General features: G+C 73.3%; 17 protein-coding genes and 3 tRNA genes. 8 read left to right on the top strand and 12 right to left on the bottom strand.

The annotated features are described in order from the left end of the window. Positions 1-41: 41 nt before the first annotated feature. The 3 genes from gvpO to HOY81_RS11065 all read right to left on the bottom strand — a co-directional run bounded on the left by gvpO (position 42) and on the right by HOY81_RS11065 (position 3323). A complete protein-coding gene (gvpO, locus tag HOY81_RS11075; RefSeq protein WP_237320103.1) occupies positions 42-344 on the bottom strand; it encodes a gas vesicle protein GvpO in 303 nt (100 codons plus the stop codon). Between the two features lie 256 nt (positions 345-600). Beyond that, positions 601-2163 carry an MFS transporter gene (locus HOY81_RS11070; RefSeq protein ID WP_237320102.1) on the bottom strand — a complete coding sequence of 521 codons (1563 nt, stop codon included), beginning with the start codon at positions 2161-2163 and terminating at the stop codon, positions 601-603. Positions 2164-2276: 113 nt separating this feature from the next. Beyond that, positions 2277-3323, bottom strand: a complete 1047-nt coding sequence (locus HOY81_RS11065) for an ABC transporter permease (protein ID WP_237320137.1) — start codon at positions 3321-3323, stop codon at positions 2277-2279. A gap of 402 nt (positions 3324-3725) precedes the next feature. On the opposite strand from HOY81_RS11065, the gene hrpA reads away from it, so the two are divergent. The 3 genes from hrpA (at position 3726) to HOY81_RS11050 (ending at position 8855) form a co-directional block, all read left to right on the top strand. Next, positions 3726-8009: an ATP-dependent RNA helicase HrpA gene (hrpA, locus tag HOY81_RS11060; RefSeq protein WP_237320101.1), complete on the top strand. Its 4284-nt coding sequence runs from the start codon at positions 3726-3728 to the stop codon at positions 8007-8009. A 193-nt stretch (positions 8010-8202) separates the two neighbouring features. Next, positions 8203-8277 (top strand) — tRNA-Asp (locus HOY81_RS11055). A 113-nt stretch (positions 8278-8390) separates the two neighbouring features. Beyond that, positions 8391-8855: a DUF6274 family protein gene (locus HOY81_RS11050; protein WP_237320100.1), complete on the top strand. Its 465-nt coding sequence runs from the start codon at positions 8391-8393 to the stop codon at positions 8853-8855. A 593-nt stretch (positions 8856-9448) separates the two neighbouring features. Here the strand turns inward: HOY81_RS11050 and bldC are convergent. Both bldC and HOY81_RS11040 read right to left on the bottom strand, forming a co-directional pair. Next, positions 9449-9655, bottom strand: a complete 207-nt coding sequence (bldC, locus tag HOY81_RS11045; protein ID WP_003949541.1) for a developmental transcriptional regulator BldC — start codon at positions 9653-9655, stop codon at positions 9449-9451. A gap of 487 nt (positions 9656-10142) precedes the next feature. After that, complete coding sequence (locus HOY81_RS11040; RefSeq protein WP_237320099.1) at positions 10143-11018, bottom strand: hypothetical protein; 876 nt, start codon at positions 11016-11018, stop codon at positions 10143-10145. A 169-nt stretch (positions 11019-11187) separates the two neighbouring features. On the opposite strand from HOY81_RS11040, the gene HOY81_RS11035 reads away from it, so the two are divergent. After that, the gene (locus tag HOY81_RS11035) at positions 11188-12282 is read left to right on the top strand and encodes a Glu/Leu/Phe/Val dehydrogenase dimerization domain-containing protein (RefSeq protein ID WP_237320098.1); all 1095 of its coding nucleotides are present in this window, start codon (positions 11188-11190) and stop codon (positions 12280-12282) included. A gap of 653 nt (positions 12283-12935) precedes the next feature. Next, positions 12936-13190 carry a DUF3073 domain-containing protein gene (locus HOY81_RS11030; RefSeq protein WP_237320097.1) on the top strand — a complete coding sequence of 85 codons (255 nt, stop codon included), beginning with the start codon at positions 12936-12938 and terminating at the stop codon, positions 13188-13190. Between the two features lie 240 nt (positions 13191-13430). On the opposite strand, the gene purM is transcribed toward HOY81_RS11030, so the two are convergent. The 7 genes from purM to purS all read right to left on the bottom strand — a co-directional run bounded on the left by purM (position 13431) and on the right by purS (position 22685). Continuing rightward, the gene (purM, locus tag HOY81_RS11025; protein ID WP_237320096.1) at positions 13431-14528 is read right to left on the bottom strand and encodes a phosphoribosylformylglycinamidine cyclo-ligase; all 1098 of its coding nucleotides are present in this window, start codon (positions 14526-14528) and stop codon (positions 13431-13433) included. A 128-nt stretch (positions 14529-14656) separates the two neighbouring features. Continuing rightward, on the bottom strand, positions 14657-16237 hold the full coding sequence (purF, locus tag HOY81_RS11020) for an amidophosphoribosyltransferase (RefSeq protein WP_237320095.1): 1581 nt from the start codon (positions 16235-16237) through the stop codon (positions 14657-14659). 81 nt (positions 16238-16318) lie between these two features. Beyond that, complete coding sequence (locus HOY81_RS11015) at positions 16319-17164, bottom strand: META domain-containing protein (protein ID WP_237320094.1); 846 nt, start codon at positions 17162-17164, stop codon at positions 16319-16321. 1151 nt (positions 17165-18315) lie between these two features. Then, positions 18316-19104, bottom strand: a complete 789-nt coding sequence (locus HOY81_RS11010) for a maleylpyruvate isomerase family mycothiol-dependent enzyme (protein WP_237320093.1) — start codon at positions 19102-19104, stop codon at positions 18316-18318. Positions 19105-19396: 292 nt separating this feature from the next. Further along, positions 19397-21688 carry a phosphoribosylformylglycinamidine synthase subunit PurL gene (gene purL / locus HOY81_RS11005; protein WP_237320092.1) on the bottom strand — a complete coding sequence of 764 codons (2292 nt, stop codon included), beginning with the start codon at positions 21686-21688 and terminating at the stop codon, positions 19397-19399. After that, entirely contained in the window at positions 21685-22413 is a 729-nt protein-coding gene (gene purQ / locus HOY81_RS11000; protein WP_308340973.1) for a phosphoribosylformylglycinamidine synthase subunit PurQ, read from the bottom strand. The genes purL and purQ overlap by 4 nt, the downstream gene beginning before the upstream one ends. Then, complete coding sequence (purS, locus tag HOY81_RS10995) at positions 22410-22685, bottom strand: phosphoribosylformylglycinamidine synthase subunit PurS (protein ID WP_237320091.1); 276 nt, start codon at positions 22683-22685, stop codon at positions 22410-22412. The genes purQ and purS overlap by 4 nt, the downstream gene beginning before the upstream one ends. Positions 22686-23029: 344 nt before the next feature. Here purS and HOY81_RS10990 point away from each other — a divergent pair, with 344 nt between their 5' ends. From HOY81_RS10990 to HOY81_RS10980, 3 genes are all read left to right on the top strand, one after another. Beyond that, positions 23030-23347 carry an Lsr2 family protein gene (locus HOY81_RS10990; RefSeq protein WP_237320090.1) on the top strand — a complete coding sequence of 106 codons (318 nt, stop codon included), beginning with the start codon at positions 23030-23032 and terminating at the stop codon, positions 23345-23347. A 186-nt stretch (positions 23348-23533) separates the two neighbouring features. Beyond that, positions 23534-23605 (top strand) — tRNA-Gly (locus HOY81_RS10985). Positions 23606-23683: 78 nt separating this feature from the next. Continuing rightward, positions 23684-23756 (top strand) — tRNA-Gly (locus tag HOY81_RS10980). The last annotated feature ends 57 nt before the right edge of the window (positions 23757-23813 follow it).

Raw genomic sequence — 23813 nt, 5'->3', positions numbered from 1 at the left:
TCGTGAACGGCCGCTGCTCGCGGCCGGTTTCGTGGGCCCGGTCAGCGCCCGTCGGTCCGGCCCCGCACATAGCGGTGCGTCCGCTCGTATCCGACGAGGTCGCCCCGGGCGTCCAGCTCGACGCGGTAGGTGGCCATCACACTGGTGGTGTCCGGCACTCTCTCGACCTCGACCACCTCGACCTTCGCGAGCCAGCCGTCCCCGCGCGGTTCCACCGCGGAGACCGTGTCGGGCGCGATGCCCAGGAGTTCGGCGAGCTGGTCCGCCGCTTTCCGCATGGCGACGACGACCGGTGCGCGACCGCTCTCGCGCTCCCGCCCGTTCTCCTGTGCGCTGGTCGCCATTGGCTCTTCCTTCGCTTCCGGAATCCCGCGGGACGTACCGCGGGGCGCGTGTTCTCGCGACGTGGGCCTCGGGGTGCCCGCCGTTCCGGGCCTTACTCCTCCTCCGGCACAACGGCCGCGAAATCCGGCCGAACCGAGGGGAGTTGGCCGGAAACGGGGAAAGGAGACGGTGTGCAGTCCCGGGTGACGAAGTGCGGAGAGTGTGCCGGAGGCGTGACGGCGGGCGCCGGGCGCACGGCCCGCCCGGGCGCGCCCTTCAGCGGTTCTCGCGCGCCTCCCCGCGCTCCTCGCCGCCGGGTCCGGGCGGCGGACGCAGCGGGGTGCCAGCCAGGGGGCACTCGTACGGGCAGGGCTCCTCCGCGGTGACGCCTGCTCGCGGGGGCGGCTCCTCCGGGGCGGCGGCCGCCCGTTCGAGCACGTCGCTGCGGATCGTCGCGAGGGCGAGCAGCCCGCCGGCGGCGGCGAGGCCCGCGGTGATGAGCATCGCGGTGTGGAAGCCGTCGGTGAGGGCGCCGGGGTCGGTGAAGTCGCCGCCGGCGATGCCGGCGAGCGGCGGGAGCGCGGCGACGGCCGCGAGCTGGGCGACGCGGGAGACGGCGTTGTTGATGCCGGAGGCGACTCCGGAGTGCCGGGCCGGTGCGGCGGCCAGCGCGGTTGCGGTGACGGGCGCGACGGTGGTGGCCAGGCCGAGGCCGAAGACGAGGACGGCGGGCAGCACCCCGGCGACGTAACCGCTGCCCGGCGAGATGCGCAGCATCAGCAGCATGCCGCAGGAGAGCAGAAGCGGTCCCACCGTGAGCGGGACCCGCGGTCCGATCCGCTGGGCCAGCCCGCCGGCCCGGGAGGAGAGCAGCAGCATCAGCAGGGTGACCGGCAGGGACGCGGCCCCGGCCGTCAGGGGCGCATAACCGAGCGACGTCTGCAGGAACACGACCAGCAGGAAGAACACGCCGCCCAGGGCCGCGTAGACCACGACCGTGACGGCGTTGGCGGCCAGGAACTGCCGCGAGGAGAACACCCCGAAGGGCAGCATCGGGGCCGCGGAACGGCGCTCGGTCACGGCGAAGGCCGCCAGGGCGCCGAGCCCGAGCAGCAGCACGGCGACGATCGTCCAGGCCGGGATGTGCCCGCGCGGGCCCTCGATCAGGGCGTAGGTGAGGGCCCCCAGGCCGAGAGTGGCGAGCAGCCCGCCGCGCAGGTCGAGGCGGCCGGTGACGGAGGGATCCCGGCTCTCCGGGACGTGCCGGGCGGCGACGGCCAGCACGGCGAGGCCGATGGGGACGTTGATCAGGAAGATCCAGCGCCAGGACAGGGTGTCGATCAGGTAGCCGCCGATGAGTGGCCCCAGGGCCGCCGCGACCCCGGACAGCGCCGACCAGGCGCCGATCGCGCGGGAGCGGTCGGCGGGCCGGAAGGCGGCCTGGATGATCGCGAGACTGCCCGGCGTCAGCAGCGCGGCGCCGACCCCCTGCAGGCCGCGGGCGACGATGAGGGTGACCGGGTCCGGGGCGACGGCGCACAGCACCGACGGCAGGGTGAAGCAGACGACCCCGGCGGAGAACACCCGGCGCCGTCCGTAGCGGTCGGCGAGCGACCCGCCGAGCAGGATCAGCGCGGAGAGGGTGAGCAGGTAGCCGTCCAGCACCCACTGGAGTTCGGCGACGCCGGCCCCCAGATCCCGGCCGATCGCGGGCAGCGCGACGTTGACCACGGTCGCGTCCAGGAAGCCCATGGCGGAGCCCAGCACGGTCGCGACCAGGATCCACCGGCCGGTGGCGGACCCGTAGGCGACGGTGCCGGGCGCGGCGGAGTCGCTCACGGGCTGACGAGTGGCCGCTCGGGGCGCCCCGAAACGGCGCCCCGGCCGCCCGCCGCAAGACCACCGGCCCTGGAGGCGCACGGGCACCGGGTCGGACGGCGCACGGCACCGCGTCAGGAGGCGTCTGCGCGGCCGCCCGGGTGTCGGTGCCGCCAGATCCAGAAGACCGTGCAGGAGAGCACGGACCAGCCGGCCAGCGTCAGATACGGCTGCACCTGCGGGTGCCCGGGGAAGTAGACCGCGGTGTGCTGGGCGTTGACCGAGGCACCCGGGGGCAGCCAGCGCCCGATGACGCCCAGCGGCGAGGGCAGCAGCGGCCAGGAGACCGCGCCGCCCGAGGAGGGGTTGCCCAGCAGCACCATCAGCCCCCAGGTGGGGAGCATCGCCCAGCGCCCGATGAGGGTGTTGAACATCGTGAACACCATCCCGGACGTGAACATGGTGAACGCCAGGATCATCCAGGAGTGCACGAAGGGCAGGTCGACCGAGCCCAGCACCCAGTCCACGACCGCGGTGATGGCGAAGCCGCCGAGCAGCGCGTACGCCGCGGTGACGCCCATGCGCTCCAGCGGGTCGAGACCGCGGGCGTGCACGCTGAGCTGGATGGCGCCGATGAAGCCGGTGATCACCGCGGCGAGGGAGATGTAGAAGAGGGCGAGGCCGCGCGGGTCGCCGCGGTCCAGCGGCTTGAGGTCCCGCACCGTGACGTCCACCCCGACGGACCGTCCGACCCGGGGTGCCGTCTCCCGCAGCAACCGGGCGACGGAGGAGCCGGCGGCGCTCGCCACGTACAGCTCGACGCCGCGGGCGCGGGTGAGCCGCAGGATCGCGAACACCTCCTGCGCCTCCAGGGCCTCCTTCGCCGCGGCGTACGAGTCGTAGCGGCGCTGGTCGAGCGAGGAGCCGAGCCGCTGCTCCAGGGCGGTGACGAACTCCCGGCGCTCCTCCCGGCCGGCGCGCGGGCCGTCCGCGACGACGGCGGTGGGGATGTGGTGCGGGGAGGGGTCGGCCATGGCGAAGACGTAGGAGCCGGCGAAGAGGGCGGCGGCGACGGCGAGGATGAGGGTGATCACGGTCGCCGGGAAGTAGGGGGAGGCGCGGAACGCGTCCAGCGTGCGCCGGGCGGCACCGGGGGCGGGCGCGGGCGGGCCGGCGTCCACGCCGGGGCCGCGTCCCTCCTCCCGGTCGGCGGCCCGGCCGGCCGCCCAGCCGGTACCGCGGTCCGAGGCGGCGTCCGTCGCCCCCGTGGGCCCCGGCTCCGGTCCCCGTACGCCCGCGGGTTCCCGCTCCTCCGGGCCGCCGGGCTCCTCCCAGTCCTCCGGTTCCCCGGGGTCGCCGGGCCCGCCCGGGCCGCCGGGCTGTTCCGGGTCGGGGGTGCCGGGCTGCCGGGGGTCGCTCACCTCAGCACGGTAACCGGCGCAAAGACAGACTTCCCGGACTTTCCGCGGCGTCGTCCCCCGGCCGGGCGCTCTCCCGGCCCCCCGTGCTCCCGGTCACACCCGCCCCGGCGGCCCCGAAAAGATTCGCCAGGCCGATCGCCGGGGTGCGATCCTGGGGTCCGTATGTCCACCTCGCCTGCCTCCCCGACGCCGACGCTGCCCGCCCTGCAGGAGCGCCTGCCGGAGCTGATGCTGCGCGACCAGCAGCGGCTCGGCCGCCGGCTGGACGGCGCCCGCCGCATCCGGAAGTCCGAGGCGCGGGCGGCCGTCCTCGCGGAGATCGCGGAGGCGATGGACGCCTCCGCGCTGCGTGTCGCCTCCCGCCGGGCGGCCGTGCCGAAGATCGACTATCCCGAGCAGCTCCCGGTCAGCCAGAAGAAGGACGAGATCCTGGCGGCGGTCCGTGACCACCAGGTGGTGATCGTCGCCGGTGAGACGGGGTCCGGGAAGACCACGCAGATCCCGAAGATCTGCCTGGAGCTGGGCCGCGGCGTCCGGGGCGTCATCGGCCACACCCAGCCGCGCCGGATCGCGGCCCGTACGGTGGCCGAGCGGGTCGCCGAGGAACTGCGCTCCCCGCTGGGCGAGACGGTGGGCTGGAAGGTCCGCTTCACCGACCAGGTGCAGGACCACACGCTGGTCAAGCTGATGACGGACGGCATCCTGCTGGCCGAGATCCAGAGCGACCGGGACCTGCGGGCGTACGACACCCTGATCATCGACGAGGCGCACGAGCGCAGCCTCAACATCGACTTCCTGCTCGGCTACCTCGCGCAGCTCCTGCCACGCCGCCCGGACCTCAAGGTGATCATCACCTCGGCGACGATCGACCCCGAGCGCTTCTCCCGGCACTTCGGGGCCTTCGCCACCGTCGGCACGGGCGACCCCGCCGCCGGGAGCGGCGAGACGGCGAACGCCGCGAACGGCGGAAACGCCGGGAGCGGCCGGAAGACGGCCGCCGCGAGCGGCGGAGACGGCGGCTCCGCGACCGGCGAGGACAGCGCCGCGCCCGGCGCCCCGATCGTCGAGGTCAGCGGCCGCACGTATCCCGTGGAGGTGCGGTACCGGCCGCTGCTGGAGGACGACTCCGACGCCCCGGACCGCGACCAGGTGACCGCGATCTGCGACGCCGTGGACGAGCTCCGTGCCGAGGGCCCCGGCGACATCCTGGTCTTCCTCTCCGGGGAACGGGAGATCCGGGACACCGCGGACGCGCTGAACAAGAAGCAGCTCCCGCAGACGGAGGTGCTGCCGCTCTACGCCCGGCTGTCCCACGCCGAGCAGCACCGGGTCTTCCAGAGACACACCGGGCGGCGCATCGTGCTCGCGACGAACGTCGCGGAGACCTCGCTGACCGTGCCGGGCATCAAGTACGTCGTCGACCCGGGCACCGCCCGCATCTCCCGCTACAGCCACCGCACCAAGGTGCAGCGCCTCCCCATCGAGCGGATCTCGCAGGCGAGCGCGAACCAGCGGAAGGGCCGCTGCGGCCGTACCTCCGACGGCATCTGCATCCGGCTCTACTCCGAGGAGGACTTCCTCTCCCGCCCGGAGTTCACGGACGCGGAGATCCTCCGGACCAATCTGGCCTCCGTCATCCTGCAGATGACCGCGGCCGGGCTGGGCGACATCGAGCGCTTCCCCTTCATCGACGCGCCGGACCACCGCAGCATCAAGGCGGGCGTGCAGCTCCTGGAGGAGCTGGGGGCGCTCGCCACCGGCGACCCGGGGCCGGGCTCGGGCCGGAGATCCGGCAAGGGACCCGGCAAGGGCGTCTCCCCGGAACAGGGAGAGGCCGGCGGCCGCCGCGGCCGTTCCCGGGGCGGCGAACGCCGCCTCACCGGGCTGGGCCGCAAACTGGCCCAGCTCCCGGTCGACCCGCGCCTGGCCCGCATGGTGCTGGAGGCGGACCGGAACGGCTGCGTCCGCGAGGTGATGGTGATCGCGGCGGCGCTCTCCATCCAGGACCCGCGCGAGCGGCCCGCGGAGAAGCAGCAGCAGGCGGATCAGCAGCACGCCCGTTTCCGTGACGAGACCAGCGACTTCCTGACTCTGCTCAACCTGTGGCGCCATGTGCGGGAGCAGCAGCGGGCGCTCTCCTCCTCCGCCTTCCGCCGGATGTGCCGCACCGAGTTCCTGAACTACCTGCGGATACGGGAGTGGCAGGACATCTACACCCAGCTCCGCCAGGTCGCCAAGTCCCTCGGGGTGCGGATCGGTGAGGAGCAGGCGGAGGTGGACGCCGACCGGGTGCACCAGTCGCTGCTCGCCGGGCTGCTCTCGCACGTCGGCCTCAAGGACACCGAGAAGAACGAGTACCTGGGCGCCCGCGGCGCCAAGTTCGCGGTCTTCCCCGGTTCCGCGCTGTTCAAGAAGCCGCCGCGCTGGCTGATGTCGGCGGAGCTGGTGGAGACGAGCCGGCTGTGGGCCCGGGTCAACGCGCGGATCGACCCGGAGTGGATCGAGCCGCTGGCCGGGCATCTGGTCAAGCGCACCTACAGCGAGCCGCACTGGGAGCAGAAGCAGGCCGCGGTGATGGCGTACGAGCGGGTGACGCTCTACGGGGTGCCGGTGGTCGCCCAGCGGAAGGTCAACTACGGCCGGATCGACCCGGAGACCTCCCGGGACCTGTTCATCCGGCACGCGCTGGTGGAGGGCGACTGGCGCACCCACCACCGGTTCTTCCAGGACAACCGGCGGCTGCTGGACGAGGTCGAGGAGCTGGAGCACCGGGCGCGGCGCCGGGACATCCTGGTCGACGACGACACGCTCTACGACTTCTACGACCAGCGGGTGCCCGAGGACGTCGTCTCCGGGGCGCACTTCGACTCCTGGTGGAAGAAGAAGCGGCGGGACGAGCCGGACCTGCTGAACTTCGAGAAGTCCATGCTCATCAACGAGCAGGCCGAGCAGGTCACCGCCGCCGACTACCCCGACGTGTGGCGCCAGGGCGAGCTGCGCTTCCCGGTGACGTACCAGTTCGAGCCCGGCACGGACGCGGACGGCGTCACCGTGCACCTGCCGTTGCAGGTGCTGAACCAGGTGGCGGACGAGGGCTTCGACTGGCAGATCCCGGGCCTGCGCCAGGAGCGGGTCACCGAGCTGATCCGCTCGCTGCCCAAGCCGATCCGGCGGAACTGCGTGCCGGCACCGGACTTCGCCCGCCGCTTCCTCTCGGCGTACGAGGGGCCGGAGGCCGCCGGGCCGCCGCTGCGGGAGCCGCTGACCGCGGTGCTGGCGCGCGACTTGCAGCGCATGACGGGCGTACGGATCACCGCGGAGGACTTCGACACCGGCAAGGTGCCGGACCACCTCACCATCACCTTCCGGGTGACCGACGAGCGGCGGCGGAAGCTGGCCGAGGACACCGACCTGGAGGCGCTGCGGCTGCGGCTCAGGTCCCGCACCCGGGAGGCGCTCTCCCAGGCGTTCGACGCGCAGGCGCGCGGGGGGCGGTCCGGGCGTCCGGGGAAGCCGGGCAGGGACGGCGGCGGCGCGGGCGGCGACGAGGCCGGCCCGGAGCCGGCGCAGCGCGCCGGGCTGACCGAGTGGACCGTCGGCGAGCTGCCGCGGACCTTCTCCACCCGGCGGTCGGGCCAGCCCGTGAAGGCCTATCCGGCGCTGGTGGACGACGGGGACTCGGTCTCCGTGCAGCTCTTCGACAGCGAGCCGGAGCAGCAGCGGGAGATGTGGCGGGGCGTGCGCCGGCTGATCCTGCTGAACCTGCCCTCGGACCCGGGCCGCCACGCCCGCTCGCAGCTCGGCAACCAGGAGAAGCTGGCGCTCTCCCGCTCCCCGCACGGCAGCGTGGAGGCGCTCTTCGAGGACTGCGTCACGGCGTCCGCGGACCGGCTGATCGCGGCCCACGGCGGGCCGGCCTGGGACCGGGAGTCCTTCGTCAAGCTGTTCGACGCGGTCCGCGCCGACCTGGCCGACACGACGCTGCGCACCGTCCGGCAGGTGCAGGAGGTGCTGGCCGCCTGGCACTCCTGCGAGCAGCGGCTGCGGGCGACGAAGAGCCCGGTGCTGCTGCCCTCGCTGACGGACGTGCGGGAGCAGCTCGCCGCGCTGATCCACCCGGGGTTCGTCACCGCGCACGGCGTCGCGCGCCTGCCCGACCTGCTGCGCTATCTCGTCGCGGCCGACCGGCGGCTCCAGCAGCTCCCGCACCACGCGGAGCGGGACCGCACCCGGATGGCCAAGGTGCACGAGATGCAGGACGAGTACCTGTGGCTGCTGGAGCAGTTCCCGGCCGGGCGGCCGGTGCCGAAGGCGGCGCGGGAGGTGCGCTGGATGATCGAGGAGCTACGGGTCAGCTACTTCGCGCACGCCCTCGGTACGGCGTATCCGGTCTCCGACAAACGGATCAGGAAGGCCGTGGACGCGGCGGCCCCTCCGGGACGCTGATCCGGGACCGGCCGGGGCAGCCGGGGGACCGCCGGGACCCGCGGAAGAACGTCTTCCGGGGCCGTCCGGCCGCCGGCGACGGCGCCGGGCGCCCCCCGGACGGGGGCCTCCCCCGAACGGATTCGCGCCGGGCGGCTGACCTGCTGTAGAGTCTCGTCTCGCGCCACGGGCTCCGGCCCGCAGAGCGCAGCGAGGTCCTGTGGAGCAGTTTGGAGTGCTCGCCACCCTGTCAAGGTGGAGGCCGCGGGTTCAAATCCCGTCAGGACCGCCCTCCGACACGGCCCGTGACCGGTTCTCCCCGGTGCACGGGCCGTTCGCGTTCCGCCGTCTTGACGGCCGCGGGGGTGCCCGGTACCTCTGGGCAGGAAGGGAGGCGGCCTCATGGCGACAGCTCCGATCAGCCCCCGGCGGCACGAGACAGCGGCCCTGCTGCGCGCGCATCTGGCGGCCGCCGCACGCTACCGGCACACCACCCGGCACTGCCCGATCTGCCACCGGCTGCTGCGGCTCGCCCTGGAGTCCCCCGCCGACGCGGACGTGCCGGCCCTGGCGCCGGCCTCGCAGTCCGGCGTACCGTCCCGGCCGCCCGCGGCCTCCCGTACCGGATCCTCCCCCGCGCCGCACGTGGGTCACCCGGGGGACCGGACGCCCCCGGCTCCCCTGGCGCCCGCTGCGCGCCCCGCGGACCCCGCCCGGGCGCCGGAGGCCACGGACGGGCCTGAGACGCCCGGGGAGCCCGCCGGGGCCGCCGAGGGCGGCACGGCGGCCGTGCGGGCCGCGCAGCGGCCACAGCGGGCCGGGACGGCGGACGCGGGACGCCCCGTGGGCGCGAGACGCCCGGGCTGAGCGCCCCTCCACTCCGGGTACGGGCCTCCGGTCACTTCGCCCGTCCCGGCACGGACACGCCGGCAGGCGAAGTGAGCAAAGCGCCCCCACGGGGGGCCGCGTGGTGCCACTCTGGACCGGGAGGCCGCGGGACCGCGGACAGCACGGCGGGACGCCACGGCACCCCACGCACGCACCACCGGCACCCTTCATGATCGACCGGCTCCACTATCGCGGCGACGACTCCCCCTTCAAGAGGCGGACGGTGTGACGGGAGTCACCGAATTGCTGCACAGATGAGGGGAACTGACCCCCCTTTCCCGGACCGGCAATTTAATATGTGCAATTGCACCGGCCGTTCGGTCCCTCCCGGGAGCACGCTCCCACGGGCCCGGCGGCAGGCCCTCCGGCTCCCCACCGGCCCCCGCCGGCAGGCCCGTTCGGGCGCCGGCGACGCCCGTACGGGCACCGCTCGGCACCCGGTGGACGCAAACGGAATCGCGCTGGACCCGGCGGAGTCCAGCGCGATCACGTCGTGCTGCCCAGCGCCTTGCGGGAGAGGGGCCCGGAAGACGCCCGATTATGCGGTTATTTCGCTGTACGTCCTGACGACCTCAGGCCTCGCTGCGCTGCTGCGGGATACCCGCGAGAAGCGCGCGCACCTCCGCCTCGCGGTAGCGGCGGTGCCCTCCGAGCGTGCGGATCGACGTGAGCTTGCCAGCCTTGGCCCAGCGCGTGACCGTCTTCGGGTCCACGCGGAACATCGTGGCGACCTCAGCGGGGGTCAGCAGCGGCTCGGCATCAGGGGTGCGAGCGGTCATGAGCGGCCTCCTCGGGAGAACCGAACCATCACGGTTCTTTCCTCTAAATTCTGCACCTTGACCCGCGTTGCCCGAAATGGCGCACGCGAGCCGAGTCGGTTATAGGACGAACGGCTTGTCCTCGGCACTACAACTACACCATCTGTCCAGCCACGACGGCCAAACCGATGGAATTGCGCTCTCAGGGGTTCAACCTCGGCGGATGCCGATGGACCGTGCCATAGCGGACAGTCACGCGACGATGACGAGCAGTCACAAGCGGGCCAGGTGGCATGAGACCTACCAAGGAGTGCAATGCCGAGCTATCCACCCTTAGTCGGACGGAAGGAGCCCCTCCGGGCTCCTTGTCCTATTTTGACACGAGGAGTAGGTCTGAGGGCAAGACCCCTATAAGTGCTTTCCATCACGCTTGCACGGAAAGCCCGGTTCGGGACGTTGGTCCCGGCGGCCGCCCACGGCGCCCCGCCCTCCCCGCCACCCGCGGCGGTCAGTTGGCGAACTGGAGCTCGCGCACCGCACGCCAGCGGTCCGTCAACCGCTCGTACGCCTCGCCGGCCCGCTCCGCGTCGCCCTCCCGCAGCGCCGCGATCCCCTCCGCGACATCGGCCGCGGAGTGGTCCCCGGCGAGCTGCTCCTCGGAGAGCACGTGCACGAGACCGCCGTAGTCCAGTTCGACGAGGGACCGCGGGTGGAACTCCTCCAGCCACCGCCCCACATCTACCAGGCCGTCGACGAGCGGCCCCTCCTCCAGCTCCTCACGGAGCACCTTCAGCCCCCGGGCCAGGCGGCGGCGCGCCTCCACCATGGGCGTCCGGTATCGAAGGACGAACTGCTGATCGCTCTCCTCACCCGTTTCCGGCTTCGCAAACTCTCTTTCCGCATCCGTGAAGAGCGCGAACCACCGCACCGGCACATGCCACAGGGCCGTGCGGATCCACGGCCGGGCGTCCGGGTTGCGCTCCCGCCAGTGCTCGTAGTCCGCGACCGCCTGGCGGCGCACCACCGGCGGCAGGGCCGCGTCCAGCACCGGACCCGGCATGTCCAGCTCCTGGCTCCCCGCGGCGGAGCTCAGCGCGGCCAACGCCTGCCAGCCCCGCAGCCGGGTGCGCCAGGGGCAGACACACGTCACCCCGTCCACCTCGGCCACGAAGGCGTCCGCGCTCTCCCGCACCGGCACCACCACCGGCGGCACCGGCAGCAGGTCCGCCAGCGCACGGCGCAGCTCGTCCTGGGCCGTCGGACGGTGCCTGCGCCGCGCGTACCGGACCCAGTGCGTGCGCTCGGGCTCCGGAAACGCGGCCAGCGGTTCGTACACCCGCAGATACGCCGCGTACGGAACCACTGCAGCGGGGCTCTGCCGCACGCTGACTCCTCCCTCGTTCTCCACCCGCGTGTCGCGGGCCGGACGGTCACTACCCAGATCGTGGCACTGAGACCATGCCCGTGGGGCCCCGGTGGGTCGTAGGCTGCTGCCACCAGGCCCTCCCCCACCCCTCGGAGGGCGTCCTCCGCGACCTACAGGAGTCACCACCGTGACTGACGTACGTCCCCACGCCGCCGACGACGCCGGCGTGCTGCACACCCTCTTCCGCACCGAGCAGGGCGGCCACGAGCAGATCGTGCTCTGCCAGGACCGGGAGAGCGGCCTGAAGGCCGTCATCGCGATCCACTCCACCGCGCTGGGCCCCGCGCTGGGCGGCACCCGCTTCCACGCGTACGACAGCGACGAGGAGGCCGTCGAGGACGCGCTGAACCTCGCCCGCGGCATGTCCTACAAGAACGCCCTGGCCGGGCTGGAGCACGGCGGCGGCAAGGCGGTGATCATCGGTGACCCGGACGAGCTCAAGTCCGAACGGCTGCTCGAAGCGTACGGGCGGTTCGTCGCCTCGCTCGGCGGCCGCTACGTCACCGCCTGTGACGTCGGCACCTATGTGCAGGACATGGACGTGGTCGCCCGTACCTGCAAGTGGACCACCGGCCGCTCCCCGGAACACGGCGGCGCCGGCGACTCCTCCGTGCTCACCGCCTTCGGCGTCTTCCAGGGCATGCGGGCCAGCGCCCAGCACCTGTGGGGCGCGCCCACCCTCAAGGGCCGCACCGTGGGCATCGCCGGCGTCGGCAAGGTCGGGCACCACCTGGTGGAACACCTGCTCGAGGACGGGGCGCAGGTCCTGATCACCGACGTCCGGGAGGCCTCGGTGGAGCGGGTGCGCGCCGCCCACCCGGAGGTGACGGTGGCCGCCGACACCGACGCGCTGATCCGCACCGCCGGGCTGGACGTCTACGCCCCCTGCGCGCTCGGCGGCGCCCTCAACGACGACACCGTGCCGGCGCTCACCGCCAAGGTGGTCTGCGGCGCCGCCAACAACCAGCTCGCCCACCCCGGGATCGAGAAGGACCTCGCCGACCGCGGCGTCCTCTACGCCCCGGACTACGTGGTCAACTCCGGTGGGGTGATCCAGGTGGCGGACGAGCTCCACGGATTCGACTTCGCGCGGGCGAAGGAGCAGGCGACGAAGATCTACGACACCACCGTGGCCATCTTCGACCGTGCCCGGGCCGACGGGGTGCCGCCGGCCGTGGCCGCCGACCGCCTCGCCGAGCAGCGCATGGCGCGGGGCGCCTGAGCGGCCCCCGCGCGGGCGCCGGGACAGGAAGCGGTACGGGCGCAGGCCCGGAGCCGCAACGACACGGGCCACGCGGAGCGGCCCGAGCCGTACCCGGCCGCACGATTCCGGGGCCGGCGCGGCGCCCGCGCGGGACCGGGGACGGGCCGGCTCGCGTGGCTCGCGTCCGGGCCGGGCCCGAGGGCAGGGGCGCGGGTCCGCCCGGACCACCGCTTCCCCGCTTCCCGCGCACGGCGCGGACGTCTCCCGTCCACGGCGCGGACCCGGCGCGCCGCGGGACCGCGCCCCGCGAGGGGCCGGTCCCGCACCGGCGCCCGCAGCCGCCACGACGGGGCGTGATGTGCCAAAGCAATCACGTACGCCCGGTGACCCGGAACCCCCGCACCTCGCATCGAGAGACGCGTCACGCCCCCCTGCGCGGCCCGCCCCCGGCGTGGAAGGTAAAATCGCGAATGACCAGCGGGAAACGGGTCACGGGAGACGGCGGCGACCTGCCGCGCCGTGCGGGCGACGTACCGTCCGGCGGCGGAAGCAGGTACCGTTGAAGCCCTACGGACCGGTCTCTCCCTTGAGGGGCCGCACGTCCGCTCTGAATGATGAACGCGTGTCAAGACTCTGGGGCCGTCGAGCCCCGTCGTTGAGGGGGTCGAGCCATGGGGCGCGGCCGGGCCAAGGCCAAGCAGACGAAGGTCGCCCGCCAGCTGAAGTACAACAGCGGCGGGACGGACCTAACACGCCTGGCCGAGGAGCTGGGCGCATCGACGTCGAGCCAGCCGCCGAACGGCGAGCGGTTCGAGGACGATGAGCTGGACGACGACCCGTACGCACAGTACGCGGAGCGATACAACGACGAGGACGAGGGCGACGAGGAGCCGTCCGAGTCGTCGTCGCAGCGGCGCGGCGCCTGACGCGTCCGCGGCGCTCGGCCACATGAGCCCGGTCCGGTAGCCGTCGGGCCGGGTTCTGCGCTGCCCAGGCACGACCACCCACCGCCGCGGACCGGGCACTCACCGCCCGGCCGCCGAGCGGGCCCCCCGAGAGCCCCGCTGCTGCCCCCGACCGCCCGGGCGTCCCCGGCCCTCCCGGTGTACGGCCCGCACCCGGCACCCCCGGTCCACGCGCTGCTCCGCACCGTGCCGCCCCCGGGCTCAGCCCGCATACTCGCCCGTCAGGGTGACGGCGGCGTCCGCGTCCCCACGCTCGGTGATCTCCCCGGCGACCCAGGCGTCCACGCCCCGCTCGGCGAGCGTGGCCAGCGCCGCGTCCACGGACCCGGGCGGCACCACGGCGGCCATGCCGACGCCCATGTTCAGCGTCTTCTCCAGCTCCGCCGGTTCCACCCGGCCCACCTCGCCGACCAGCCCGAAGACGGGGCCCGGCGTCCAGGTGGAGCGGTCGATACGGGCGTGCAGCCCGTCCGGCACGACGCGGGCCAGGTTGTTCGCCAGCCCGCCGCCGGTGATGTGCGAGAAGGCGTGCACCGAGGTGGTGCGGGTGAGCGCCAGGCAGTCCAGCGAGTAGATCCTGGTGGGCTCCAGCAACTCCTCCCCCAGGGTGCGCCCGAACTCCTCCACCCGGCGTTCCAGCGTCCACCCCGCCCGTTCCAGCAGGACATGCCGCACCAGGGAGTACCCGTTCGAGTGAAGCCCGGAGGAGGCCATGCCGAGCACCACGTCCCCGGCGCGCAGCCGGTCGGCGCCCAGCAGCGCATCCGCCTCCACGACGCCCGTACCGGCCCCGGCGACGTCGTACTCGTCCTCGCCGAGCAGCCCCGGGTGCTCCGCCGTCTCCCCGCCGACCAGCGCACAGCCGGCGAGCACGCAGCCCTCGGCGATGCCCTTGACGATCTGCGCGACCCGCTCGGGCACCACCTTGCCGACGCAGATGTAGTCGGTCATGAAGAGCGGCTCGGCACCGCACACCACCAGGTCGTCCACGACCATGGCGACCAGGTCGTGCCCGATCGAGTCGTGGATGTCCATCTTCTGGGCGACGGCCACCTTGGTGCCGACGCCGTCGGTGGCGGACGCCAGCAGCGGACGCTCGTAGCGCTTCAGCACGGAGGCGTCGAAGAGGCCCGCGAAGCCGCCCAGGCCGCCCAGCGACTCGGGACGCTGCGCCTTCCGCACCCACTCCTTCATCAGGCCGACGGCGCGGTCCCCCGCCTCGATGTCGACGCCGGCGGCGGCGTAGCTGGCGCCGGCGGGCTCGGCACGGGTCTCGCCGGTGGGCTCGGGCTCGGTCATGGCTGGGAATCTCTCGTGTCGTGGGCGTCTGGTGCAGGACCTGCGGGCGGCGGGGGTGGCGGGGCCCGCCCGCGGAGGGGCGGGCACGGGCCGTACGCCGCGGGGGCGGCGGGCCCGGGGCCGCCCGGCTACGGGCGGCGCAGGGCGTCGGCGCCGCCGACGCCGGCGGTCATGGTCGGCACCCCGTCCACGTCCGTCTGCGCCCCGGCCTGCTCCCCCTCGGAACCCGGCTCCAGCAGGTGCTTGCCCAGCAGCTCCGAGTCCGGCAGCTCCATCGGGTACTCCCCGTCGAAGCAGGCGCGGCAGAGGTTCGGCTTGGCGATCGTGGTCGCCTCGATCATGCCGTCGGTGGAGATGTACGCCAGCGAGTCGGCGCCCAGGGACTTGCCGATCTCCTCGACCGAGAGGCCGTTGGCGATCAGCTCGGCCCGGTTGGCGAAGTCGATACCGAAGAAGCAGGGCCACTTGATCGGCGGGCTGCTGATCCGTACGTGCACCTCGGTGGCGCCGGCCTCCCGCAGCATCCGCACCAGCGCCCGCTGCGTGTTGCCGCGGACGATCGAGTCGTCGACCACGACCAGCCGCTTGCCGCGGATCACCTCGCGCAGCGGGTTCAGCTTGAGCCGGATGCCGAGCTGCCGGATGGTCTGGGACGGCTGGATGAAGGTGCGGCCGACGTAGGAGTTCTTGACCAGCCCGCTGCCGTACGGGATGCCGCTGGCCTCGGCGTACCCGATGGCGGCCGGGGTGCCGGACTCGGGCGTCGCTATCACCAGGTCGGCCTCCGCCGGGGCCTCGGCGGCGAGCTTGCGGCCCATCTCCACCCGGGAGAGGTAGACGTTGCGGCCGGCGATGTCGGTGTCCGGGCGGGCCAGGTAGACGTACTCGAAGACGCAGCCCTTCGGCTTCGCGGGCGCGAAGCGGCTGGAGCGGAGCCCGTCCTCGTCTATCGCGACCATCTCACCGGGCTCGATCTCCCGCACGAACGAGGCACCGCAGATGTCCAGCGCGGCCGTCTCGGAGGCCACCACCCAGCCGCGCTCCAGCCGGCCGAGCACCAGCGGGCGTATGCCCTGCGGGTCGCGGGCGGCGTAGAGGGTGTGCTCGTCCATGAAGACGAGGGAGAACGCCCCCTGCACCCGCGGCAGCACCAGCGGCGCCGCCTCCTCCACGGTGAGCGGGCGGCCCTGCTCGTCGGTCTGGCCGGCGAGCAGCGCGGTGACCAGGTCGGTGTCGTTGGTGGCGGCGACCTGGGTGGCGCGCGAGGTGCGCGCGCCGCCCTCGGGGGCGAGCGCGGCCACCATGCCGGCCAGCTCGTGGGTGTTCACCAGGTTGCCGTTGTGGCCGAGCGCGATGGAGCCGTGCGCCGTCGCCCGGAAGGTGGGCTGGGCGTTCTCCCACACCGAGGCGCCGGTCGTCGAGTAGCGGGCGTGACCGACGGCGATGTGGCCGTGCAGCGAACCCAGGGAGGTCTCGTCGAAGACCTGCGAGACCAGGCCCATGTCCTTGAAGACGAGGATCTGCGAGCCGTTGCTCACGGCGATGCCCGCGGACTCCTGCCCGCGGTGCTGCAGCGCGTACAGCCCGAAATAGGAGAGCTTGGCGACCTCTTCGCCCGGGGCCCAGACACCGAAGACGCCGCAGGCGTCCTGGGGACCCTTCTCGCCGGGGAGGAGGTCGTGGTTGAGTCGTCCGTCACCACGTGGCACGTGGCCGAGTCTAGGCCAGTGGGCGCGCTGCTCCGAATCCGGTTCGGGCGTGACGCCCCTCACCGCCGGTGTCCGGCCTGGTCACCGCTGCTCCCCGGAGGGCGGCACCGCGGTGAAGCCGGTGCCGTCGCCGGCCACCACCCGGAGCGTGTGGTCCTGGATCCCGTACCGGACCGTGTGATCGTCGAGGACCTTCCGCAGGGACTTCTCCACCTCGCCGCCGGGGCCCGTGCAGGCCATCTCGGTGGTGGTCAGCGGGCCGAAGTCGATACGGCCCTCGCCGTCCCGGCCGTCCTCGCCGGTCTCGACGCGCGCCGTCCCGGAGAAGCTGTTGCAGCCCAGGTCGCCGCGCACGGCGTTCCCCTTCTCCGCGAAGCGCAGGTGCGGAGGCTCCTCCAGCCCGTCCGGGAGCGAGGTCGCCGTCTCGCCGTCGAGCAGCGTCTGCACCTCCCACCGGGTGCCCTCCAGGGGGGCCGGGCGCCGGGCGGTGAGCGTGACCCGGTCGCCGTCCGGGTTGGTCAGCCGCAGCCGGTCGCCGCTCACCTCCACGTCGAGCCTGCCGTCCAGGGCGCCGTAGAACGTCTTCACCCACTCCCGGATGTCGTCCGTGCAGGCGATCATCGTGGTCCGCTTCGGCTCCACGGTGAGTGTGCCGTCGTCGAGGCTAGTCGCGGTCTCGATGTGGTTGCAGCCGTCGTGGCCGCCGGACCGGCCGTCGGCGTCGAAGGTGAGATAGGCGCCGCCCGGGGCCTCGTGCCGCTTCCCGTCCACGGTGACGCTCTGCACCTCCCACCGGACGCCGGTCACGGAGTCCTCCGTACGGACGGAACGACCGGGGTCGGCGCCGGAGCCCTCCCCGGACTCCGACCCGCAGGCGGCGACCCCCACGAGCAGCGGTGCGATCAGGAGCGTACGGATGGTCTTCATGCCCCTGTGACGGCCCGGCCCGGGCACGGGTTCCGAGGGCTGCGCCGACCGGGGGACGCGGGTGTGGGTGAGCGGGGTGTGGGTGGGTGCGGCGTCGCGGCCGGGGTGGCTGGGCGATCGTGGCCGGGTGCGGGCTGGTCGGTCGTTGCGGTCACTGCTTGGCGGGCTACGGGGGGAGGGGTGCCTTGCTGAGGCGCGCTCATGCTGCGGGCGCGGGTGGCGTGGTGGGCCGGGTTCACCCGTCTGTGACGGGGCCGGGCGGCGGGGCGGTCGGTAGCCGGTGACGGGGGTGCCCTGGCGGGCTGCTGCCGCGCTGTGCCTGAGCTTTCGTCTTCTCGCTCCGCTCGTGTCACGCCGGTGGCACTGCGCGGTCTGTCTGCGGGCCGTTCCGGAGTGGGGGTACGCTACGATCTTGCACTGGTCCACGCTTTTGACAGATTTCGGGCGATTTTTGTCAAAAGCGTGGACCAGTACAAGATCCACTCGCGGAATGCCACATATGTCTGGCTTGCTCGGGCAGAGCTGCCCTGTTGCGGGCGGGGGTAAGGGGCCTCAGTGGGCGGCGCCTATGACGATCTTGTACTGGTCCACGAAAAGCCCAAAATCCGGCTCGGATATGGGATTTACGTGGACCAGTACAAGATCGTCCGGGCGCTTCCCGGGGGCAGGCCCCCGCAGGCCGCGCGCCGGATGCCCAGCGCCGCCAAACCGCAGTCCGAGCACCCGGCCCCGGCCTTCACCGGCTGCGGGCCGCCCGCACCCCCCGCTCCGGAACGGCCCGCAGACGAACGCCGCAGTGCCACCGGCGTGCAACGAGCGGAGCGAGAAGACGATGCCTCAGGCACAGCGCGGCAACAGCCAGCCAGGGCACCCCCGTCACCGGCTACCGACCGCCCCACCGCCCGGCCCCGTCACAGGCGGGTGAACCCCAACCCACCACGCCACCCGCGCCCGCAGCATGAACGAACCCGCCACCCACCACCCCTCCCCCGTAGCCCGCCAAGCAGTGACCGCAACGACCGACCAGCCCGCACCCGGCCACGATCGCCCAGCCACCACCCCCGCCGCGTAGGCGCCAAGAAACCCGGTGCAGGCGCTCCCGCCCGGTCTCCAGCCTGACCTGCACCATGCTCGGCTCTCTCCCCGGTCGCTCAGCCCAGCACCGGGAGGTGGGCGGAGAGGTCGGCGCGGTCGCCGCTGGCGGTGAGGACGCGGCGCTTGCGGGCGTCGGCCCAGGTGGTGCGGCCGGTGGCGAGGCGCAGCCAGGTGAGCGGGTCGGTCTCCACGACGTTCGGCGGTGTGCCGCGGGTGTGCCGGGGCCCGGCGACGCACTGGGTGACCGCGAACGGCGGGATGCGCAGCTCCACCGAGCGCCCGGGCGCCTTGGCCGCGACGGCGTCCGCGAGCAGCCGTACGGTCGCCGCGAGGGCCGTACGGTCCAGCGGCACCGCGGCACGGGTGGCGCGGTTGAGGTCGTCGGTGTGGACGACGAGCTCCACCAGCCGGGTCACGGTGAAATCCAGCGCGCGCATGGCGCCGAAGGGGTGCGGGAGCAGCAGGTCCGGCCGGACGGCCGACTCCAGCACCGGTTCGAGCTGTTCCACCGCCTCGTCGATGCGGGCGGCGGCGTCCGGCGTACGGGCAGCCTCGGTGCGGGTGTCCTCGTCGAGCTTCTCGGCGCGGGTGACGGTGGAGCGGGCCCAGGTGGAGAGGTCCACCTCCGCCTTGGTGGCGGCCGGTTCGGGGCGGGCGAGCAGTCGCGGCACCGCGTCGATCTGGAGGGCGATGTGCACGAGCAGATGGTGTACGTCCCAGCCCGGCAGCCCGGAGGGCAGCGCACGCTGCTCCGCGCCGATCGTGTGGGCGGCGCCGGCCAACGCCTCCACCTGGGCGGTGAGCGCCTTGCGGACCTTGGCGGGGTCGTAAGTGCGGGACGGCATGGTGGTGAGCTTACGGTGTGCGATGTGACCGGGGTGACCCCTGCGACACGGGCCCGGCGCCCGGGTGACGGCGGGAACTGCTGCCCGGGTGCCCGGCACCGGCCGGGCCCGGACCGGGCGGACGCGGGGCTCGCCCCCCGGGGACGGCGGAGGGCGCCCCGTCCCGGGGACGAGGCGCCCGCACGCGGACCCGAGCGAAGGTGCAGGTCGTGCGGCCGGCACGGACGGGCCGGCCGTGCCGCGTGCAGGTCGTGCGGACCGCGCGGGTGTGCGGAGCGCACGGTGCCCGGCGTCAGCCGAAGAGCTCCGGCAACGTCCGCTCGTGCGCGGCACGCAGCTCGGCCAGCGGCAGCCGGAAGCACCCCTGCACCTCGATCGCCGCGCCGTCCGCCGCGTCACCGGTCCCGGCGCCGGCCGCCTCGTCGCCGTCGACCACGCCGATCCGCGCGGCCGGCAGGTCGCGCGCCCGGCACATGTCGGTGAAGCGGACCTCCTCGCTGCGCGGCACCGCGACCACCGCGCGCCCCTGCGACTCGGAGAAGAGGAAGACGAACGGGTCCAGGCCGTCCGGCACGACCAGCCGGGCGCCCTTCCCGCCGCGCAGGCAGGACTCCGTGACGGCCTGGATCAGCCCGCCGTCGGAGAGGTCGTGGGCGGCGTCCACCATGCCGTCCCGGGAGGCGGAGACCAGGATCTCCGCGAGCAGCCGCTCCCGCTCCAGGTCGACGGCCGGGGGCCGGCCGCCGAGGTGGCCGTGGACCACCTGGGACCAGGCGGAGCCGCCGAACTCCTCGCGGGTGTCGCCCAGCAGGTAGAGGAGCTGCCCCTCCTCGCGGAACGCCATCGGGGTGCGGCGGGCCACGTCGTCGATCACGCCGAGCACGCCGACCACCGGGGTCGGGTGGATGGCGAGGTCGCCGGTCTGGTTGTAGAGCGAGACGTTGCCGCCGGTGACCGGGGTGCCGAGGGTCCGGCAGGCGTCGGCCAGGCCCCGGCAGGCCTCGGCGAACTGCCACATGGCGGCCGGGTCCTCCGGGGAGCCGAAGTTGAGGCAGTCGGTGACGGCGAGCGGGCGGGCGCCGGTGGCGGCGACGTTCCGGTAGGACTCGGCGAGGGCGAGCTGCGCACCGGCGTACGGGTCCAGCTTGGCGTAGCGGCCGTTGCCGTCGGTGGCGAGGGCGACGCCGAGGCCGCTCTCCTCGTCGATGCGGATCATGCCGCCGTCCTCCGGCTGGGCCAGCACCGTGTCGCCGAGGACGTAGCGGTCGTACTGGTCGGTGACCCAGGACTTGGACGCCTGGTTCGGGTGGCCGGCCACCCGCAGCACCTGCTCCCGCAGGGCGTCGCCGTCCGCGGGGCGGGCGAGCGCGGCCGGGTCGTCGGCCTGCAGCGCGTCCAGCCAGCCGGGTCGGGCGTACGGGCGCTGGTAGACCGGGCCCTCGTGGGCGACGGTGCGCGGCGGGACGTCGACGATCTGCTCGCCGTGCCAGTAGATCTCCAGCCGCTCGCCGTCCGTCACCTCGCCGATGACGGTGGCGATGACGTCCCACTTCTCGCAGATCTCCAGGAAGCGGTCGACCTTCTCCGGCTCCGCCACCGCGCACATCCGCTCCTGCGACTCGCTCATCAGGATCTCCTCGGGGGAGAGCGAGGAGTCGCGCAGCGGTACGGTGTCCAGCTCGACGCGCATGCCGCCGGAGCCGTTGGAGGCCAGCTCGCTGGTGGCGCAGGAGAGACCGGCCGCACCCAGGTCCTGGATGCCGGTGACCAGGCCCTCCCGGAACAGCTCCAGGGTGCACTCGATGAGCAGCTTCTCCTGGAAGGGGTCGCCGACCTGGACGGCGGGGCGCTTGCTGGGCTTGCTCGTGTCGAAGGTCTCGGAGGCGAGCAGCGAGGCGCCGCCGATGCCGTCGCCGCCGGTGCGGGCGCCGTAGAGGATGACCTTGTTGCCCGCGCCCGCGGCCTTGGCGAGGTGGATGTCCTCGTGCTTCATCACGCCCACGCAGAGCGCGTTGACCAGCGGGTTGCCCTGGTAGCAGGCGTCGAAGACGACCTCGCCGCCGATGTTGGGCAGGCCCAGGCAGTTGCCGTAGCCGCCGATGCCGGCGACGACGCCGGGCAGCACCCGCTTGGTGTCCGGGTGGTCGGGGGCGCCCAGGCGCAGCGGGTCCAGCACGGCGACCGGGCGGGCGCCCATGGCGATGATGTCCCGGACGATGCCGCCGATGCCGGTGGCCGCGCCCTGGTAGGGCTCGACGTACGACGGGTGGTTGTGCGACTCGATCTTGAAGGTGACGGCGTAGCCCTGCCCGACGTCCACCACGCCGGCCTGCTCGCCGATGCCGACGAGCAGCGCGTCGGACTCCGGGGCCTTCTCACCGAACTGCTTCAGGTGCACCTTGCTCGACTTGTAGGAGCAGTGCTCCGACCACATCACCGAGTACATGGCCAGTTCGGCGCCGGTGGGGCGGCGGCCGAGGATCTCCCGGACGCGGGCGTACTCGTCCTCCTTGAGGCCGAGTTCGGCCCAGGGCAGCTCGGCGTCGGGGGTCTGCTCGGCGTGCTTGGTGGTGTCCAGAGTCATGCGGTGACCAGCTTCTTCAGGACCGAGGTGAAGAACCCGAGGCCGTCGGTGGTCGGCCCGGTCAGCTCCTCGACGGCGTGCTCGGGGTGTGGCATGAGGCCGACGACGTTGCCGGCCTCGTTGGTGATGCCGGCGATGTCGCGGCGCGACCCGTTGGGGTTGAGGCCGGTGTAGCGGAAGACGACGCGGCCCTCCGCCTCCAGCATGTCCAGGGTGCGTTCGTCGGCGACGAACTGACCGTCGTTGTTCTTCAGCGGAACGGTGATCTCCTGGCCGCGGGTGTAGTCGCCGGTCCAGGCGGTGCCGGCGTTCTCGACGCGCAGCCGCTGGTCGCGGCAGACGAAATGCAGGTGGTCGTTGCGGAGCATGGCGCCGGGCAGCAGATGGGTCTCGGTGAGCACCTGGAAGCCGTTGCAGATGCCCAGCACCGGCATTCCCCCGCGGGCGGCGTCGATGACGGACTCCATCACCGGGGAGAAACGGGAGATCGCGCCGGCCCGCAGATAGTCGCCGTAGGAGAATCCCCCGGGCAGCACCACCGCGTCGACCCCGTGCAGCTCCGTGTCCCGGTGCCACAGGGCGACCGGCTCGCCGCCGGCCAGCCGTACGGCGCGCTGCGCGTCCCGGTCGTCGAGCGAGCCGGGGAAGGTGACGACGCCGATGCGGCCGGTGGAGCCGGGGGCGCCCGCGCCGGTCGCTGTGCTGGTGGGGGCCGTGCCGGTCACGCCGCGGCCTCCGCGGAGCCGGCGGCGGGCTCCTCGACGCGGACGGTGAAGTCCTCGATCACGGTGTTGGCCAGGAAGGTCTCGGCCATCTCACGGACGCGGGCGAGGGCCGCCTCGTCGACGGGCCCCTCCACTTCGAGCTCGAAGCGCTTGCCCTGGCGGACATCGGCGATGCCCTCGAAGCCGAGCCGGGGCAGGGCACGGTGGACGGCCTGCCCCTGCGGGTCGAGGATCTCCGGCTTCAGCATGACGTCGACTACGACGCGGGCCACGGGTACTCCCGGTGAGGTGGGGTGCTGCTGGGGAAGCGTGCTGCTCCGGTACGCCAGCCTACCCGCCCCCGGAATCTACGCGAGTAGATATCTCACATTCGCGCATCTCCGGCACTGGACACTGGGAAAACGACGTGGGAATAAGTAGGGTCGCTATTGCGGCAGGATGTGCGTCCCGCACAATCCCGGCGCACATTGCATTGCCTGCCCCGTACAAAAGAAAAGGCCCTGCGTGCCGGAGAACGGACGCGGCCGGGGCACGCCTCCATTTCCGCACGTCAGCTCTTCGAACGGCGCGGCTGGAGCGCGAGCGCAGGGCGATCCCGATGGAAGGACCGATATCCGTGGCGCAGCGCGTAGTGGTTTCGCTCTCCGACGACATCGACGGCGGGGAAGCGTCGGAGACGGTCGCATTCGGCCTCGACGGCAAGTCGTACGAGATCGATCTCAACGACGACAATGCGAAGAAGCTGCGGGGGGCCCTGGCACCCTATGTGGAAGCCGGCCGGAAGCGGGCGAAGTCGGGCAAGGCCTACCGGCACACCTCCGTCGCGCCGGACCCGCGCGCGGTGCGCGCGTGGGCGGAGTCGAACGGCTTCAAGGTGCCGCCGCGCGGACGCATCCCGAAGAAGGTGTACGAGGCGTTCCACGCCTCCCGCTGAGCGGCGCACCCTCCACCGGGGGGCGTACGGCAGGGCCGCGGCGCGGCCACACGTACGGGCCACCGCCGCGCCGGTGCGCACCGAACGACCCGCGCCCGGAGCCGACTTGCGGCGACCCCCCGGTGATCGGCTAGAGTCGTGCACACGCCGCGAGGCCGCCCCGGAAGGGGAGACCTCGGGAAGCGCGCGGGTGTAGCTCAGTAGTAGAGCGCCCTCTTTCCAAGAGGGAGGCGCAGTGTGCGATTCCTGTCACCCGCTCCGACCGACTTCTCTCCCGGTCCCGTGGATCGGGTAGAGTGACTGTCGCGCCGTCCGGTGAGAGCCGGGCGGAGGCATGCGGACGTAGCTCAGTTGGTAGAGCGCAACCTTGCCAAGGTTGAGGTCGCGAGTTCGAGCCTCGTCGTCCGCTCGGGTGGAGGGCCCGGCCGTTCCGACGGCCGGGCCCTCTCACGTTTCCGGCTCCCCG

Origin of the sequence: Streptomyces sp. JJ36 (genome assembly GCF_021696945.1) — a bacterium.
Classification (GTDB): domain Bacteria; phylum Actinomycetota; class Actinomycetes; order Streptomycetales; family Streptomycetaceae; genus Streptomyces.
The sequence above is the reverse complement of the archived record's forward strand: the minus strand, read 5'-3'. Positions and strand labels throughout refer to the sequence as shown.